Genomic DNA, 16312 nt, shown 5'->3' with positions numbered 1-16312 from the left:
TTTCGTGCGTACATTATGAACCGATCAGTAAAAAACTCAAGCATTTTTACCGCATCCAAGGACTCCCCATGCAAACCACCACCAATCTCCAGGCCGCGCTGCCTGACGAATCACTATCGCCCGCCCCGGCGGCCAAGCGCGGGGCCTGGCTGGCCGTGCTATCGATCGCGGTCGGCGCGTTCGCGCTGGTCACCACCGAATTCCTGCCGGTCGGGCTGCTGCCGTCGATCGCCGCCGAACTGGGCGTGACCGAAGGCATGGCCGGCCTGATGGTCACCATTCCCGGGCTGATGGGCGCGCTGGCCGCGATCCTGGTCACGGTCGGCATCGGCAAGACCGACCGCCGCTACGCGATCTGGGGCCTGACCGGCACGCTGATCGTCTCCAATTTGATCGTCGCGCTGTCGCACTCGTTCCCGCTGGTGCTGTTCGGCCGCGCGCTGCTGGGCGTCGGCGTGGGCGGCTTCTGGGCCATCGGCCCGGCGCTGGGCACCCGGCTGGTGCCGGCCGAATCGGCCACCAAGGCCACCTCGCTGATCTTCGCCGGGGTCTCGGTGGGCACGGTGGCCGGCGTGCCGGCCGGCGCGTTGATCGGTGAACTGGTCGGCTGGCGCATGGCCTTCCACGCCGCCGGCGCGGTGGCGCTGCTGGTGCTGCTGACGCAGATGTGGCTGATGCCACGCTTGCCGGTGACGCAAGCCATGACCTTCCGCCAGTTGCCGGAACTGCTGCGCATCAAGAAAGCGCGGCTGGGACTGGCGGTGACGCTGCTGATCTTCATCGGCCAGTTCGCCGCCTACACCTACATCACCCCGTTCCTGAGCCAGATCGCGCACCTGAGCGCCGGCACCATCGGCGCGCTGCTGCTGACGTATGGCGCGGCCGGCTTCGCGGGCAATCTGATCGGCGGTTGGGCGGTGGCGCAAAGCGTGCGCAAGTCGCTGATCGCGACCGGCCTGGTGCTGGGACTGTCGGCCGCCGCGCTTCCGCTGCTGGGCACCGGCGTGATCGGCGCCACGGTGCTGATCATCATCTGGGGGCTGGCGTTCGGCATGATGCCGATCTCGGTGCAGACCTGGATCTTCCAGGCGGCGCCGCACGCGATGGAAAGCGGCGGCGCGGTGTTCGTCGCCACCGCGCAGATCTCGCTGGCCAGCGGCGCGCTGGTGGGCGGGCTGTCGGTCGACTACATGGGCGTCTCCAGCGCGATGCTGGTCGGCGGCGCCTTCGCGCTGGCGATGGCCGCCGTCATCTTCAAATGGGGCAGCGAGGACGGCAAGTCGCAGGTCAAGCTGCACGCCGTCCATTAAATAAAGGCGGGGTCAGTTCCGGCATCGTGCCACGAGCTCAACCGTAGCGTACGCTACGGTTGAGCTCGTGGCACGATGCCGGAACTGACCCCGCCTTTAGATACGACCGCGCTTGAATTCGGCCAGGAAGGCTTTGCATGCCTGCGGCGACAGCACTTTGATGTCGTCGCCGTGCCAGGCGTACAGGTAGGGCGTGCCGCCCTGGCGGTCGGTCAGCTTGGCGTCCAGCAGGAAGCTGGTGCCGAGCGGATAGGCGTCGATGTCGCTCATGCGGCGCGAGCATTGCACGTGCAGCTCCGGCGAGAATGCCTGCCCCGGCACCGGATGGATCTCCACCCTGCCGCCGCGGGCCACCGAGTGCACCGCCACCTGCCGGTAAGCGTAGATATCACGCGCCATTGTTCATTCCTTGCCGTCAAAAGCGCCATGGTAGCAGATCGTTTATAGTCTGCTCTCCAACCTCAGGGAGACCGCATGAGCAATCACGAACAATGGCTGGCCGAAGAAGCCGCCGTCCGCGCCAGACTCGCGCCACCAGGCGTCGCGACGCGCGAACAACTCAGCTCGCGCAGCGGCGCGGACTTCCTCGCGGCGATCAGCGCCGGCGAGCTGCCGCCGCCGCCGATCGGCGCGACGCTGGATTTCATTCCGATCAGCGCGGAGCCGGGACGGGTGGTCTTCCAGGGCACGCCGGGACCGCAGCACTACAATCCGAGCGGCGCGGTGCACGGCGGTTACGCGGCGACGCTGCTCGACAGCGCGGTCGGCTGCGCGGTGCATTCGATGCTGCCGCAAGGGAAAGGCTTCACCACGCTGGAGCTCAAGGTCAATTACATCCGCGCCATGACCGACCAAACCGGCCCTGTGCGCGCCGAGGGCAACGTGATCACGGTCGGCGGCCAGGTGGCGGTGGCCGAGGGCCGCATCACTGATGCCAACGGCAAGCTGTATGCGCACGCCACCACCACCTGTTTGATCTTCCCTATTCCACCAGCGAAGTGACGAAGTCGAGGAAGGCCAGCGTCTTCGCCGCCGGGTGATGCCGCGACGGATAGTATGCGTACAAGGGGAAGCGCTCGTCCGGCCACGCCGTCAACACCGGCACCAGCGCGCCGGAGCGCAGCAGCGGCGCGACCGCCAGGTCGATCACCTGCGCCAGGCCGTAGCCGGACATCAGCACGCTCTCCATGGTGCCGGCGTCGTTCAGCGTCAGCTGGCCGCCCGGGTTGACGATGGTGGTCTTGCCGCCACGATGGAACTCCCAGTCGAACGGCCGCCCGGTGGCGGGATTGCGGAAGTGGATGCAGACATGCTCCGGCCCTTCCAGCTCCGCCGGCTTCTTCGGTGTGCCGTGCTTGCGCAGATAGGCCGGCGTGGCCACCGTCAGCACCCGCGTGTCCAGCAGCTTGCGCGCGATCAGCGATGACGATTGCGGTTGGCCGAGGCGGATCGCCAGGTCGAAGCCGTCGCCGACCATGTCGCCCAGATGGTCGCGCGCCACCAGATCCAGGTCCAGCTGCGGGTAGCGCTTGAGGAAGCCGCCAAGCTTGGGGCCCAGTAGCAGCCGTGCGCACAGCGGGTCGACATTCACCCGCAGACGCCCGCGCACCACTACCGCGCCCTCGCCCGCCGAGGCCACCGCCTCTTCCAGCCCCGCCAGCAGCGGCCCTATCTGCGCGTAGAAACGACGGCCCTCGTCGGTCAGGGAGACCTTGCGCGTGGTGCGGTCGAACAGCCGGATGTTCAGCCGCGCCTCCAGCCTGGCGATGGCGCGGCTGACGCCGGACTGCGACATGTCCAGCGCCTCGCCGGCGCGCACGAAACTGCCGCCGTCCACGATGGCGGCCAGCACGCGCATGCCGTTTACTACTTTTTCGTCGAATGCCATGTATGCCGATTGGTCATGAATGATATGCGTTCCATGCTATCGGAGTATCGGCGGTTTTGCATCAGAATTCCCGTTTTACTCAAGGAGATCATCATGTACGCAATCACCGGTATTACTGGACAGGTCGGCACGCAACTGGGCAATCATCTGCTGGAGGCCGGTCTGCCGGTCCGCGCCGTGGTGCGCGACGCCGCCAAAGGCGCGGCCTGGGCCGCGCGCGGCGCCGAAGTCGCGGTGGCGGACGTCAACGACGCCGCCGCTCTGACCCGCGCCTTCGACGGCGCCGAGGCGGTGTTCGTGCTGCTGCCGCCGACCTTCGATCCAGGCGCTGGCTTCCCGGAAGCGCGCCGCGCCATCGCGGCCTTGTGCGAGGCGCTGGCGGCCGCCAAGCCGTCGCGCGTGGTGGCGCTGTCCACCATTGGCGCGCAGGCGGCGCAAGCCAATCTGCTGAACCAGCTCGGCATCATGGAGCGCGAACTGAGTGCGCTGGACCTGCCGGTCACTTTCCTGCGCGCGGCCTGGTTCATCGAGAACAGCCTATGGGATGTGGTGGCGGCGCGCGAAGCGCATCGGGTGCCGAGCTTCCTGCAACCGCTGGAGCGCAAGGTGCCGATGGTGGCCTGCGCCGATATCGCGGCGGTCGCAGCCGGGCTATTGCAACAGCGATGGAGCGGCCGGCGCGTGGTGGAGCTGGAAGGCCCGGAGCGCGTCAGCCCCGCCGATATCGCCGCCAGCTTCGGCCGGCTGCTGGGCCATGACGTCGCCGCCTTCGCGGTGCCGCGCGAGCAATGGGCCGGACTGTTTGCATCGCAGGGCATGAGCAATCCGACGCCGCGCATGCAGATGCTGGATGGCTTCAATGAAGGCTGGATCGAGTTCGAAGGCGGCCGGCAAGGCCCGCGCAAGGGCACGGTGTCGCTGGACCAGGCCATCGCCGCCCTGCTGCAACGGAGCGCGGCATGAGCGGCCGCCTGCTCGGCCAGTGCGTGATCGCGCTGGGCGCGTCGGTTTGGAGGAGGACGTCGACGCCGCGTCGACGGCGGCGCCGTGCTGGATTAAGCGATGCGGACGTCCGTTCGGACAGCTTGAAGCCGAACGGACACCGCGCCATGCCCGCCGCGCCTCACATTCGATGTGGCATGCATTTTGCAACACAGGCGGCATGCAAAAAATGATACTTGGGCTGCTGCTGGCGGCCGTCTCCATCTCCCCGTCGCGCGCAATCGAAGTGGCGCGCGACATTCCGTTTCATGGCGCCATCCAGTTGAAGGTCGATGCGACCGACAGCGTCCACAAGATATTCCGCGTGCGCGAGACCATCCCGGTGCAGAAGCCCGGCGCGATGACGCTGCTGTATCCGCAATGGGAAACCGGCAGCCACTCGCCGACGCAGGAAGCGGCGCCGCTGGCTGGCCTGGTCATCACGGCCGGGGCGCGGCGGCTCGAGTGGCGGCGCGACACGGCCAATCCGTTCGCCTTCAACCTTACCGTGCCCGCCGGCGTGCGCGAACTGGAGATCGAGTTCCAGGTGCTGCCGGCGCTATATGGTCCGAAGCAGATCCCCCCCGGCATGCTGATGCTGCCGTGGCAGAAGGTCGCGCTGTATCCGGCCGGCTGGTTCATCCGCAATATTCCGGTGCAGGCGCAGCTGATCTATCCGCAGGGCTTCCAGTTCGCCACGTCGCTGGAGACCGCCGAGGCATCCGCCAACCGCGTGTCGTTCAAGCCGGCCAGCTTCGAGGAGCTGGTCGATGCGCCGGTGTACGCGGCGCGGCACTTCAGGCGCATCGAGCTGACGGCCGCGCCGGCTTTGCCAGTGCGATTGAATCTGTTCGGCGATAGCGACGAGGCGCTGCAATTGCCGTCGGAACTGGTGGATAAATTCCGCGCGATGGCGGCCGCCGTGCCGCGCCTGTTCAAGTCACAGCATTATCGTCATTTCGATTTCTTGATGTCGCTGTCTGATGTGATGTTGTCGGGCGGTGGGCTGGAACATCAGGAGTCGACCGAAATCAATGTCTCCGCCGGCTATGCGCACAATCCCGGCGAGCAGATGTTCATGGCGAACCTGATGGTGCATGAATTCACCCACTCGTGGAACGGCCGCACGCGCCAGCCGGCCGACTTGTGGACGCCGGACCTGAACACGCCGATGCGCGGCAGTCTGTTATGGGTGTATGAGGGGCAGACCGAATTCTGGGCGCACGTCATGACGCCGCAACTGGGCCTGCGCACGGTGCAGCAGGCCTTGGATGCGTTGGCGGTGGATGCGTCGTTGATGAGCAATCGTCTGGGGCGGCAGTGGAAGTCGCTCCAGGACAGCACCGTCGATGCGTTGTACATGCCGGGCAAGGCGGCCTACTGGCGCGATTGGCAGCGGCGCGAGGACTACTATCCTGAAGGTGTGATGCTCTGGATCGATGTGGACATGCTGTTGCGCGAGCTGACCGGCGACCGCAAAAGCATGCGCGAATTCGCCGCCGTTTTCTTCGGCGGCGGGAACAATGCGCGTGCGATCACGACCTACACTTTCGCCGATGTCTGCAAGGCGCTCGGCAAGATCGCGCCGTATGACTGGACTGGCTATTTCAACGCGCGCCTGAACGCGCATGACGATATCCATCTGCTGGATGGTCTGCGGCGCGGCGGCTACCGGCTGGTCTACAGCGAGCAACCGACCGAGTTCTTTACTCAGTACGAGGCGGATCTCGGCGGCATGGATCTGTCGGCGTCGATCGGGCTGGTGGTCGGCAAGAAAGGCGCAGTGAAAAGCGTGGCGTGGGAGGGTCCGGCTTTCCGCGCCGGCATCAGCATCGGCGCGCGCCTGGTCTCCGTCGGGCAGCAGCCCTACACGGATGATCTGCTGAAGCAGGCGATCAAAGCGGCGGCGGTCAGCAGGCAGCCGATCGCGCTGACGTTTGAAGCCGATGGCGCCACGCGCAGCGTCAACATCGATTATGTCGGCTCCTTGCGCTATCCGCGCCTGGAAGCCATTCCCGGCGCGGCGGATCGCTTGCGCCAATTACTGACAATACCTATTTAAGGAACACCATGCGCACATTGATTCTGGCACTGAGCACTCTGGCATTGGGCGGCGCGGTGATGGCGGCCGAAACCAGCGGTTGCATCGCTGGTTTTGCCAATGGCGGCGCGCAGATCGTGGTCACCAGCCTGGCGACCGGCGAAGTCTCCGGCTTCATGGCGAAATGCGATGGCACCTATCGCGCCGAGCCGCTCAAGCCTGGCCGCTACCAGATCGTCGAAGGCGGCCCGAATCACGCGGTGCGCACGGTCGGCGTGGATGCCGGCAAAGAGTCGCAAGTCGATCTGGCCGCCGAATCCAGGCGCACCAAATGCCAGGCAAAAAAAGACGGCAAGTAAAGATCGATTGATCTAGTCGCGCGACAGTCGCGAATGCCAGGCCCAGGATATCGAAACGATGCCCTGGCCTGGCATTGTGCTTTCAGTGCCGCTTGAAGGATATCTGCAAGCCACTACACTGAAATGAGCATCTTCACTTGGGACGAAGCGAAGCGGCAGAGCAACCTGCGCAAGCACGGCCTGGATTTCGCCGATGCGGCGGCTGTGCTCGCTGGCACGACGCTTACAAAGGAAGATTTGCGTTTCCAATATGGAGAGCGTCGATTTAATACGCTTGGATATTTCCAAGGAGAAGAAGTTTCAATTACTCACACGGAGCGTCATAATGGAATACGAATCATCTCATTCAGAAAAGCGACCCGAAGGGAAAGAGACGAACTCTTCCGTGGCACCAGATAGCTGGTACAACGTGTTATCAATTCCTGATGACGACATTGAAATGGACGAAGACTGTCCGGAATACGACCCACGTTATTTTTCTGAACCGGTTCTCAAGGTTAACGGTCGCGTGATTCCGCCGAAGAAATCACCCACCGATCCGATTGATCCAGAACTGCTGGCGTTCATGAAATCGATCACGCCATTGATCCAGATGGAGCCGGAAATCCTGGGGGGCATGCCAGTGTTCCGGGGCACGCTGGTACCCCTCAAGCGCATGTTCGATTATCTGCTGGCCGGCAGATCGCTCGATGAGTTCCTGGCCGCCCACCCCACCGTCCCACGCGACACCGCGCTCAACGTGCTGGGCACCGAGCGCACGCTGTTTTACGAGGAGATCAGCAAGGCGATCGATTCGGCGGCGATGCCTTCTTCGCGGCCCAGGTAGCCCAGCTTCTCGTTGGTCTTGGCCTTGATGTTCACCTGGCCCACCGCCACCCCCAGATCCTCGGCGATGTTGGCGCACATGGCGGCGATGTGCGGCGCCATCTTCGGCCGCTGCGCGATGATGGTCGCGTCGATGTTGCCGATGCTGTAGCCGGTGGCGACCACGCGCCGCGCCGCTTCCTTCAGCAAGGTGCGCGAATCGGCGCCCTTGAACTGCGGGTCGGTATCCGGAAAATGCTTGCCGATGTCGCCCAGCGCGGCAGCGCCCAGGATCGAGTCGGTGATCGCGTGCAGCAGCACGTCGGCGTCCGAGTGTCCCAGCAGCCCCACATGATGCGGGATGTCGACGCCGCCGATGATCAGCTTGCGGCCTTCCACCAGCGCGTGGCAATCGTAGCCCTGGCCGATGCGGAACGGGAGTTTTAATGCGGTCATAGCGTTATCCTTGTTCTCCTGCCGCCAGATACATTTCCGCGATGCGGATGTCGGCCGGCAGCGTTACCTTCAAATTGCGGGGATGGCCTTCGATCAGCCGTGGCGCGTAGCCCAGCATCTCGACGGCGCTGGCGTCGTCGGTGATGGCGTTGGCGTCCGGCGCGCCGGCCAGCGCGCGCAGCAGCAGCGCATAGCTGAACATCTGCGGCGTCTGCGCCAGCCACAAGCCCGCGCGCGGCACCGTGGCGGCGGACAGCAGCGGCGAGCCGGCGGCGCGCTTGACCGTGTCCACCACCGGCAGCGCCAGCAAGCCGCCCGCCGCGTCGTCGCCGACGCCTTCGATCAGGCGCGCGATCAGCGCCGGCGTCAGGCCCGGACGCGCGGCGTCGTGCACCATGATCATGTCGCCCTCGCCCACCACGCCGCGCAGTGCGCGCAGCGCGTTGAGCACCGTGTCCATGCGCGTCGCGCCGCCGCAGCGCAGCACCGTCACGCCATCCAGCTCCGGCGGCAGCACCGCGTCGATCTGGCCATCGGCCGCGCTGACCACGACATAGGTGTGCGCCACCAGCTCGCTGGCGCGGAAAGCGTCGACGGCGTGGCGCAGCATCGGCTTGCCGCCGACCGTCAGGTATTGTTTCGGTCCGTCCGCCGCCATGCGCGCGCCGACGCCGGCGGCTGGCAGCAGCGCGTAGTAGCGCGGGGTATGAGTCGATGATGTCATGGGTCTCTTTATTTACGGCGGCGCTGCATGATCGCAGCGATCTCGCCATCGCAGCTCCTGGCGAGGCGCGCATATTCTTCCGGTGTGTCGATCTGGGCCTGCTTCATCTTGCCCTTCTCGAACTCCGCGTTGATGAAGGGGAACCAGGTGCCGTTGATCTCGTGCTCCAGCGCCGACATCGCGGTGCCGGACGGCGCATACAGCGGTTTGCCTTCGAAGCGCTTGCTCAGCGCCTGACTCACCACCCGCTCTACCCGCACCAGGTTTTCCATATAGGCCGCGAGATGACGCTGCTCGTGCGCCAGGATCTCGTTGTAGGCGCAACTTCCCGGCGCGAACTCGTTGCCGACGTAGATCAGCACCGGCGAGTAGTTCAGCGCGATATCCACCTTGGGCGCGATGCATTCGTAGCCGCTGACCGGATCCTGCAACACCGGCCCGCCCAGGTTAGCCTTGTACATGCCCTTGGTGACGGTCAGGCCCAGGGTTTGCATGCGGCCGTCGATGCTGCCGGTCTTGGTGGTCAGCGCGCGGTACGGCAGCTGGTTGTTGATGGTGTAGCCGTTTTGCTTCGACGACAGCACCGAAACGGTCTTGCTGATCGTATCCTCACAGCGGATCTGGAACGGCGTGCGCGCGGCCGCCTGCGCGCCTTCGGCGGCGGCCAGGCCGGCGCTCAGGCACACGATGGCGGACAACGCTTTCACGATCCTAGTCCAGCTTCCAGTCGCCGGCGCGCAGCTTGTCCAGCCAGAAGGTGCCGATGATCGTCTTGACGTCGGAGATTTTCCCTTCGCGTACCCATTGCAGCAGCTCGTCGATGGTGGCGGTGAAGATTTCAAGGAATTCGCCGTCGTCCAGTTTCTGCACGCCGGCCTTGAGGCCGCGCGCCAGGTACAGGTCGAGGTGCTCGTCCGAATACGCGATGGCGTTGTGGATTCTGGTGACGAACTGCCATTCGCCGCCGACGTAGCCGGTTTCCTCCTCCAGCTCGCGCTTGGCGGCCAGCAGCGGATCCTCACCGTTGTCGATTTTCCCGGCCGGGAATTCAATGAATGTCTGGTGCAGCGGATAGCGATACTGGCGCTCCATCAGCACGGTGCCGTCGTCGAGCAGCGGCAGGATGACGACGGCGCCCGGATGCAGCACGTATTCGCGCGCCGTCCGTGAACCGTCGGGGAGAGAGATGGTGTCGCGTTGAATCTTGAGGAAGTGGCCGTCGTAGACCAATTCACCGTCGATGCGGGTTTCTGTCAAATTATCCATGCCTGCTCCACGTCGTTGAAGAACGATAGTGTATCAGTCGTGGCGCTTGCGCAGATAACGGACGATGAATCCTGGGAAGCCGAGGACGATGAACAGGCCGGCCGCGATCCAGTAGAACTCCTGGGTCTGCGGGAAGCGGCTGCCGATCTGGCCTTCGATGGCGAAGCCGATCGCGCCCACCGCCACATACAACGCGCCCATTTCCACCAGCCGAATGACCAGCGGCTTGCGCGGCCATTTGGTTGGCACCAGGGCGAATACCTTCTCATTGAAGAAAGGCAGGTTGGCGGCCGCGATGGCCGCCAGGATCACCAACCAGCTGGCCAGTGAGACGTCCATCAGGTGGCCAGCGTCGCTTTGACGGCGGCCAGGCAGGCGGCCAGCAGCGGGCCTGGCAGGATGCCCAGCACCACGATGCCGATGCCGTTCAGGCTCAGGACGAACTTGGCGTCGCCACGGGCGATGATAGGCTCGTTGTCGGTCGGCTCGTCGAACCACATGGTCTTGACCACGCGCAGGTAGTAGAACGCGCCGATCAGCGAGAACATCACCGCGAACACGGACAGCCAGATCTGGCCGGTGCCCAGCACGGCGGTCAGCACCGAGAACTTGGCGGCGAAGCCCATCATCGGCGGCACGCCGGCCAGCGAGAACAACAGGATCGACATCACCACGGCGAACCAGCCGTTACGCTTGCTCAGGCCCTTGAAGTCGTTCAGGGTCTCGGCTTCCAGGCCGGCGCGCGACAGCAGCATCAGCATGCCGAAGGTGCCGACGGTGGTCAGCACGTAGGTGATGGTGTAATACATCGCGGCGCTGTAGGCGGCGTCGATGCCGGTGCGGTCGGTGGTGCCCGCGACGCCGGCCAGCAGGCCAAGCAGCACGAAGCCCATCTGCGCGATGGTGGAGTAAGCCAGCATGCGTTTCAGGTTGGTCTGCGCGATCGCGGTGATGTTACCGATCGCCAGCGACATCACGGCCAGCACAAGCAGCATCTGCTGCCAGTCGAACGCCATCGGCAGCAGGCCTTCGACCAGGATGCGCACGCAGATGGCGAAGGTCGCGATCTTCGGTGCGCCGCCCAGCAGCAGGGCCACGGCGGTCGGCGCGCCTTCGTAGACGTCCGGTACCCACATGTGGAACGGCACCACGCCCAGTTTGAACGCCAGACCGGCGACCAGGAACACGATGCCGAACACCAGGATGGTCGGCTTGATGGTGCCGGCGGCGACGGCGGCCGAAACTTCGCGGATGTCCAGCGTGCCGGTGGCGCCGTACAGCATCGAGATGCCATACAACAGGAAGCCGGATGCCAGCGCGCCGAGGATGAAGTACTTCATCGCCGCTTCGGTGGCTTTGTGGTTGTCGCGGCGCAGCGCGATCATCGCGTACAGCGACAGCGACATCAGTTCCACGCCGAGGTAGATCGACAGGAAGTTGGCGCCCGAGATCATGACCAGCTGGCCCAGCATCGCGAACAACGCGAGCACGTAGAACTCGCCGCCCAGGTTACCGCTCAACATGCCGCGGTCGCCGGCGTACTGGCGCGAGTAGATCAGCGTCAGGCCGACCGTCAGGTAGGTGAACAGCTTGAGCAGGTTCGCCATCGGATCCGAGACGAACATGCCGTGGAAGGTGTAGACCGTGGCGCCCGACGAGAAGTCGATGTAGGTCAAGCCGCCGCAAACGAGCAGCGTCAGCAGCGACAGCACGTAGGTGATCGAACGCTTGCCCTCGGAGAGGAACATGTCGATCAACAGAATGGCCGAGGCGCCGATCAGCAGCACGATCTCGGCGTAGACCGGGACCAGGTTCACGGCCTCTTGTGGAATAGGTGTAGTCATTTATGCGTTTCCGTTTTCTTCTTAAGGCAGCTTGCTGTGTGCGACGTGAGCCAGCAGGTCAGCGACCGAGGTTTGCATCGTGTCGGTGAACGGCGCCGGGTACAGGCCCATGGCCAGCACGGCAACCGCCAGAATGCCCAGCATCAGGAATTCACGGCCGTTGATGTCGACCAGTTCGGCCACGTGATGGTTGGTCACTTTGCCGAAGATGACGCGCTTGGCCATCCACAGCGAGTAAGCGGCACCCAGGATCAACGCGGTCGCGGCCAGCAGGCCGATCCAGAAGTTGTACTGCACCGCGCCCAGGATCACCATGAACTCGCCGACGAAACCGGAGGTCGCCGGCAGGCCGCAGTTGGCCATCGAGAACAGGATGAAGAAGGCGGCGAACTTGGGCATCTTGTTGACCACACCACCGTAGTCGGCGATCTGGCGCGAGTGGGCCTGGTCGTACAGCACGCCGATGCAGAGGAACATCGCGCCGGAGATGAAGCCGTGCGAGATCATCTGCATGATACCGCCCTGCACCGCCATGTTATTGAAGACGAAGAAGCCCAGCGTGACGAAGCCCATGTGCGCGATCGACGAATAGGCGACCAGCTTTTTCATGTCCTTCTGCACCAGCGCCACCAGGCCGATGTAGATCACGGCGATCAGCGACAGCGTGATCACGACCGGCGCCAGATAGTGCGACGCGTCCGGGGTGATCGGCAGCGAGAACCGCACGAAGCCGTATGCGCCCAGCTTCAGCATGATCGCGGCCAGCACGGCGGAACCGCCGGTCGGCGCTTCGACGTGGACGTCCGGCAGCCAGGTGTGGACCGGGAACATCGGCACCTTGACGGCGAAGGCCATGAAGAAGGCGATGAAGATGAAGATCTGTTCCTTCATCGTCAGCGGGATGCGGTGCCACATCAGGATGTCGAAGCTGCCGCCCGAAACCTTGTACAGGTAGATGATGGCGACCAGCGTCAGCAGCGAGCCGAAGAAGGTGTACAGGAAGAACTTGAACGACGCGTACACGCGGTTCTCGCCGCCCCAGACGCCGATGATGATGTACATCGGGATCAGCGTCGCTTCGAAGAAGAAGTAGAACAGCAGGCCGTCCATGGCGCAGAACACGCCGATCATCAGGCCGGACAGGATCAGGAACGCGCCCATGTATTGAGCGACGCGCTTCTGGATCACCTGCCACGCCGAGATCACGACGATCACGGTGATGAAGGCGGTCAGCGGCACGAACCACAGCGACAGGCCGTCGATGCCCAGCGAGTAGAAGATGTTGAAGCGCTCGATCCACGGCGACTTCTCGACGAACTGCATGCCGTGGGCGGCGTTGTCGAAGTTGGTGATCAGCGGGATGGTCGCGGCGAAGCTGACGATCGCGCCGATCAGCGAGCCGACGCGGACCATCGCCGCATTGGTGTCACGGCCTACGGCCAGCACGATCAGGCCGAAGATAATCGGAAGCCAGATCGCGAGGCTCAGGTACGGAGGTAGTGTAGATATGGTTGACTGCATCATGGTTATCGTTATCTCTATGCGTATCAGCTAATTAAGCGTGCCAAAACGGCAGGAAGTAGACCAGGAACCCCAGAATGCCGAGGATCATGACGAACGCGTAGTGGTAGATATAACCAGTCTGCGCCAGGCGGGTCAGCGTCGAGAACCAGCCGACCATCTTGGCACTGCCGTTCACCAGCAGGCCGTCGATCAGTTTCTTGTCGCCGATATTCCACAAGCCGTTGCCCAGCAGGCGTGCGCCGCCCGCGAACACTACTTCGTTGAACTTGTCCATGTAGTACTTGTTGTCCAGCAGCGTATGCAGCGCCTTGAACTTGGCGAAGAACCAGGCCGGGACGCGCGGGTTGATCATGTAGCAGTAGTACGCGGTCGCGACACCGGCGATCGCCAGCCACAGCGGCAGCGACGTCAGCGAGTGGATCGCCATGGCCATCGGGCCGTGGAACTCTTCGCTCAGGATTTCCATCGCCTTGTGGTTCTCGCCGATGAAGATCACGTTCTTGAAGAAGTCGCCGTGCAGCATCGGCTTGATGGTGAAGTAACCGATCAGCACCGATGGGATGGCCAGGGCCACCAGCGGGAACCAGACCACGAATGGCGATTCGTGCGGCTTCTGACCCGGCTCCAGGCCGTGATGCGCGTGGTCGTCTTCCTCGTCGTGGCCGTGGTCGTCGTGACCATGGTCGTCATGCGCGGCCGCAGCCGGAGCGTGATGGTGATCGTCATGCGCGTGGGCCTTGCCGAAACGCTCTTCGCCATGGAACACCAGGAAGTACATGCGGAACGAGTAGAACGCCGTGACGAACACGCCGGCCAGCACCGCGAAGTTGGCGAAGCCCGCGCCCCAGATGTGAGTCTCGTGCACCGCTTCGATGATCGAATCCTTCGAGTAGAAGCCCGAGAAGAACGGGGTGCCGATCAGCGCCAGGGAACCCAGCAGCGAGGTGATCCAGGTGATCGGCATGTACTTGCGCAGGCCGCCCATGTTGCGGATGTCCTGGTCGTGGTGCATGCCGATGATGACCGAACCGGCACCGAGGAACAGCAGCGCTTTGAAGAAGGCGTGGGTCATCAGGTGGAACACGGCGACCGAGTAAGCGGAGGAACCCAGCGCCACGGTCATGTAGCCCAGCTGCGACAAGGTCGAGTAAGCGACCACACGCTTGATGTCGTTCTGGATGATGCCCAGGAAGCCCATGAACAGCGCGGTGATCGAGCCGATGACCAGGATGAAGGACAGCGCGGTGTCCGACAGTTCGAACAGCGGCGACATGCGGGTCACCATGAAGATACCTGCGGTAACCATGGTCGCGGCGTGGATCAGTGCCGAGATCGGGGTCGGGCCTTCCATCGAGTCAGGCAGCCAGACGTGCAGCGGGAACTGCGCCGACTTGCCCATCGCGCCGATGAACAGGCAGATGCAGGCGACGGTCAGCAGCGCCCAGTCGGTGCCCGGCAGGGTCAGCGTCATCAGTTGTGCTTTTTTGGCGAACACTTCCTGGTAGTCCATCGAACCGGTGTAGGCCAGCAGCAGGCCGATACCCAGGATGAAGCCGAAGTCGCCGACGCGGTTGACCAGGAACGCCTTCATGTTGGCCACGATCGCCGTTGGGCGCGTGTACCAGAAGCCGATCAGCAGGTACGAGACCAGGCCCACCGCTTCCCAGCCGAAGAACAGCTGCAGGAAGTTGTTGGCCATGACCAGCATCAGCATCGAGAAGGTGAACAGCGAGATGTACGAGAAGAAGCGGTTGTAGCCTTCATCTTCCGCCATGTAGCCGATGGTGTAGATGTGCACCATCAGCGACACGAAGGTCACCACGCACATCATCATCGCCGACAGCGCGTCAATCTGGAAGCCGACCTCCATCTTCATGCCGGCCACCGTCATCCAGTGGTAGACGGTGCCGTTGTAGCCGGCGCCGTTGAGCACATCGTTCAGCGTCATCGCCGACAGGATGAAGGCCACCAGCACGCCCAGGATGGTCGCTGCGGTCGAGGTCTTGCGACCGACGACGTTGCCAAAGAATTTAGTTCCCAACAAGCCCGCCACCGCGGCGCCGAACAACGGCGCCAAAGGTACGGCTAGCAGGAGATTAGGGTTAAGAGTAACCGCCATGATGAACCTTAATCGTTATTATTCGAGTTTGAACTTAGCCTTTGAGGCTATCCAGGTCTTCAACGTTGATGGTGTCCAGATTACGGAACATCACCACCAGGATCGCGAGGCCGATCGCCGATTCAGCGGCGGCCACGGTCAGGATGAAGAACACAAAGATTTGCCCGGCTGCGTCGCCCAGGTAATGCGAGAACGCGATGAAGTTCATGTTCACCGCCAACAGCATCAATTCGATGGCCATCAGCAGAACGATGATGTTCTTGCGGTTCAGGAAAATACCGACGATCGAGATCGCGAACAATATCGCGCCAAGAACGAGGTAGTGAGCGAGCGATAAAGTCATGGTGCCTCCTTAACTTCTGCCGACCCGGCAGCTGCGGCATCCTGGCCACGGGTGGTGACCGCGTCGATCTTGACGATCTTCAGACGGTCGTTGCGCTTGACGCGTACTGCGTCGGCGGGGTCGAAATGTTTGGTGTCCTTGCGCTTGCGCAGGGTCAGCGCCACGGCGGCGATGATCGCCACCAGCAGGATCGCCGCTGCGATTTCAAAGCCGTAGATGTATTTGGTGTAGATCAGCAGGCCCAATTCCTTGGTGCCGCCGATGTTGCCGCTGTTGACCACTTGCTGGTCGAACGACAGGAAGGAGCGCCACAGCACGGCGGCCATTTCCAGCACGATGATCACGCCGACGAACGAGGCCACCGGCAGGTAGCCCCAGAAGTTTTCGCGCATCTTGTCGGTGTCGATGTCGAGCATCATCACCACGAACAGGAACAGCACCATGACGGCGCCGACGTAGACCAGGACCAGCACGATGGCGAGGAACTCGGCCTCCAGCAGCATCCAGATGCCGGCCGCCGAGAAGAACGACAGCACCAGGAACAGTGCCGCGTGCACCGGATTGCGGGCCGTGATAACGCGCGTCGCAGCCAATATCATGATGGCTGAGAAGGCGTAGAACAAAGCAGTTTTAAATTCCATAACTAACCCAAG

The 16312-nt window shown here is 63.4% G+C and carries 19 protein-coding genes; 7 read left to right on the top strand and 12 right to left on the bottom strand.

Going from position 1 to position 16312, the window contains the following annotated elements; all coding sequences use genetic code 11:
* Positions 1 to 68: 68 nt before the first annotated feature.
* Complete coding sequence (locus GW587_RS14995) at positions 69 to 1310, top strand: MFS transporter (RefSeq protein WP_166104407.1); 1242 nt, start codon at positions 69 to 71, stop codon at positions 1308 to 1310.
* A 96-nt stretch (positions 1311 to 1406) separates the two neighbouring features.
* Here the strand turns inward: GW587_RS14995 and GW587_RS14990 are convergent, their stop codons facing one another.
* Positions 1407 to 1709, bottom strand: a complete 303-nt coding sequence (locus tag GW587_RS14990; protein ID WP_166104404.1) for a hypothetical protein — start codon at positions 1707 to 1709, stop codon at positions 1407 to 1409.
* Between the two features lie 75 nt (positions 1710 to 1784).
* Here GW587_RS14990 and GW587_RS14985 point away from each other — a divergent pair, with 75 nt between their 5' ends.
* The gene (locus GW587_RS14985; RefSeq protein ID WP_166104401.1) at positions 1785 to 2312 is read left to right on the top strand and encodes a PaaI family thioesterase; all 528 of its coding nucleotides are present in this window, start codon (positions 1785 to 1787) and stop codon (positions 2310 to 2312) included.
* On the opposite strand, the gene GW587_RS14980 is transcribed toward GW587_RS14985, so the two are convergent.
* A complete protein-coding gene (locus GW587_RS14980) occupies positions 2293 to 3198 on the bottom strand; it encodes a LysR family transcriptional regulator (RefSeq protein ID WP_166104398.1) in 906 nt (301 codons plus the stop codon). The genes GW587_RS14985 and GW587_RS14980 overlap by 20 nt on opposite strands.
* Positions 3199 to 3291: 93 nt before the next feature.
* Between GW587_RS14980 and GW587_RS14975 the strand changes: the two genes are divergently transcribed.
* The 5 genes from GW587_RS14975 (at position 3292) to GW587_RS31005 (ending at position 7405) form a co-directional block, all read left to right on the top strand.
* Positions 3292 to 4161, top strand: coding sequence for an NAD(P)H-binding protein (locus tag GW587_RS14975; protein WP_166104395.1), 870 nt, complete (start codon positions 3292 to 3294; stop codon positions 4159 to 4161).
* A 199-nt stretch (positions 4162 to 4360) separates the two neighbouring features.
* The gene (locus tag GW587_RS14970; RefSeq protein WP_166104393.1) at positions 4361 to 6241 is read left to right on the top strand and encodes a M61 family metallopeptidase; all 1881 of its coding nucleotides are present in this window, start codon (positions 4361 to 4363) and stop codon (positions 6239 to 6241) included.
* Positions 6242 to 6249: 8 nt separating this feature from the next.
* Entirely contained in the window at positions 6250 to 6579 is a 330-nt protein-coding gene (locus GW587_RS14965) for a carboxypeptidase-like regulatory domain-containing protein (RefSeq protein ID WP_166104390.1), read from the top strand.
* A 123-nt stretch (positions 6580 to 6702) separates the two neighbouring features.
* Entirely contained in the window at positions 6703 to 6978 is a 276-nt protein-coding gene (locus GW587_RS14960) for a BrnT family toxin (RefSeq protein ID WP_166104387.1), read from the top strand.
* Positions 6905 to 7405: a DUF433 domain-containing protein gene (locus GW587_RS31005; RefSeq protein ID WP_229259458.1), complete on the top strand. Its 501-nt coding sequence runs from the start codon at positions 6905 to 6907 to the stop codon at positions 7403 to 7405. The genes GW587_RS14960 and GW587_RS31005 overlap by 74 nt, the downstream gene beginning before the upstream one ends.
* On the opposite strand, the gene ispF is transcribed toward GW587_RS31005, so the two are convergent.
* From ispF to GW587_RS14905, 10 genes are read right to left on the bottom strand one after another with little or no spacing between them, the layout of a single operon-like run.
* Positions 7345 to 7839 (bottom strand): 2-C-methyl-D-erythritol 2,4-cyclodiphosphate synthase, encoded by a 495-nt coding sequence (gene ispF, locus GW587_RS14950; protein ID WP_166104384.1) that lies wholly within the window; start codon positions 7837 to 7839, stop codon positions 7345 to 7347. The two genes, GW587_RS31005 and ispF, sit on opposite strands and share 61 nt — an antisense overlap.
* A gap of 4 nt (positions 7840 to 7843) precedes the next feature.
* Positions 7844 to 8563: a 2-C-methyl-D-erythritol 4-phosphate cytidylyltransferase gene (gene ispD / locus GW587_RS14945; protein WP_166104382.1), complete on the bottom strand. Its 720-nt coding sequence runs from the start codon at positions 8561 to 8563 to the stop codon at positions 7844 to 7846.
* 8 nt (positions 8564 to 8571) lie between these two features.
* Positions 8572 to 9270: a hypothetical protein gene (locus tag GW587_RS14940; protein ID WP_166104380.1), complete on the bottom strand. Its 699-nt coding sequence runs from the start codon at positions 9268 to 9270 to the stop codon at positions 8572 to 8574.
* A 4-nt stretch (positions 9271 to 9274) separates the two neighbouring features.
* Positions 9275 to 9829, bottom strand: a complete 555-nt coding sequence (locus GW587_RS14935) for an NUDIX domain-containing protein (RefSeq protein ID WP_166104377.1) — start codon at positions 9827 to 9829, stop codon at positions 9275 to 9277.
* Between the two features lie 33 nt (positions 9830 to 9862).
* Positions 9863 to 10168, bottom strand: coding sequence for a DUF2818 family protein (locus GW587_RS14930; RefSeq protein WP_166104374.1), 306 nt, complete (start codon positions 10166 to 10168; stop codon positions 9863 to 9865).
* Positions 10168 to 11673 (bottom strand): NADH-quinone oxidoreductase subunit NuoN, encoded by a 1506-nt coding sequence (gene nuoN, locus GW587_RS14925; RefSeq protein ID WP_166104371.1) that lies wholly within the window; start codon positions 11671 to 11673, stop codon positions 10168 to 10170. Before nuoN ends, GW587_RS14930 begins: the two co-directional genes overlap by 1 nt.
* A 21-nt stretch (positions 11674 to 11694) precedes the next feature.
* Positions 11695 to 13197 (bottom strand): NADH-quinone oxidoreductase subunit M, encoded by a 1503-nt coding sequence (locus GW587_RS14920; RefSeq protein ID WP_166104368.1) that lies wholly within the window; start codon positions 13195 to 13197, stop codon positions 11695 to 11697.
* Between the two features lie 31 nt (positions 13198 to 13228).
* The gene (gene nuoL / locus GW587_RS14915; protein ID WP_166104366.1) at positions 13229 to 15316 is read right to left on the bottom strand and encodes an NADH-quinone oxidoreductase subunit L; all 2088 of its coding nucleotides are present in this window, start codon (positions 15314 to 15316) and stop codon (positions 13229 to 13231) included.
* Between the two features lie 34 nt (positions 15317 to 15350).
* Positions 15351 to 15659, bottom strand: coding sequence for an NADH-quinone oxidoreductase subunit NuoK (gene nuoK, locus GW587_RS14910; protein WP_008450334.1), 309 nt, complete (start codon positions 15657 to 15659; stop codon positions 15351 to 15353).
* Entirely contained in the window at positions 15656 to 16300 is a 645-nt protein-coding gene (locus tag GW587_RS14905; protein ID WP_166104363.1) for an NADH-quinone oxidoreductase subunit J, read from the bottom strand. The genes nuoK and GW587_RS14905 overlap by 4 nt, the downstream gene beginning before the upstream one ends.
* Positions 16301 to 16312: the final 12 nt, after the last annotated feature.

The organism is Duganella aceris (genome assembly GCF_011090165.1).
Taxonomy (GTDB): Bacteria; Pseudomonadota; Gammaproteobacteria; order Burkholderiales; family Burkholderiaceae_D; genus Rugamonas; species Rugamonas aceris.
Note: the sequence above shows the minus strand (reverse complement) of the source record. Positions and strands in the feature narration are given on the sequence as shown.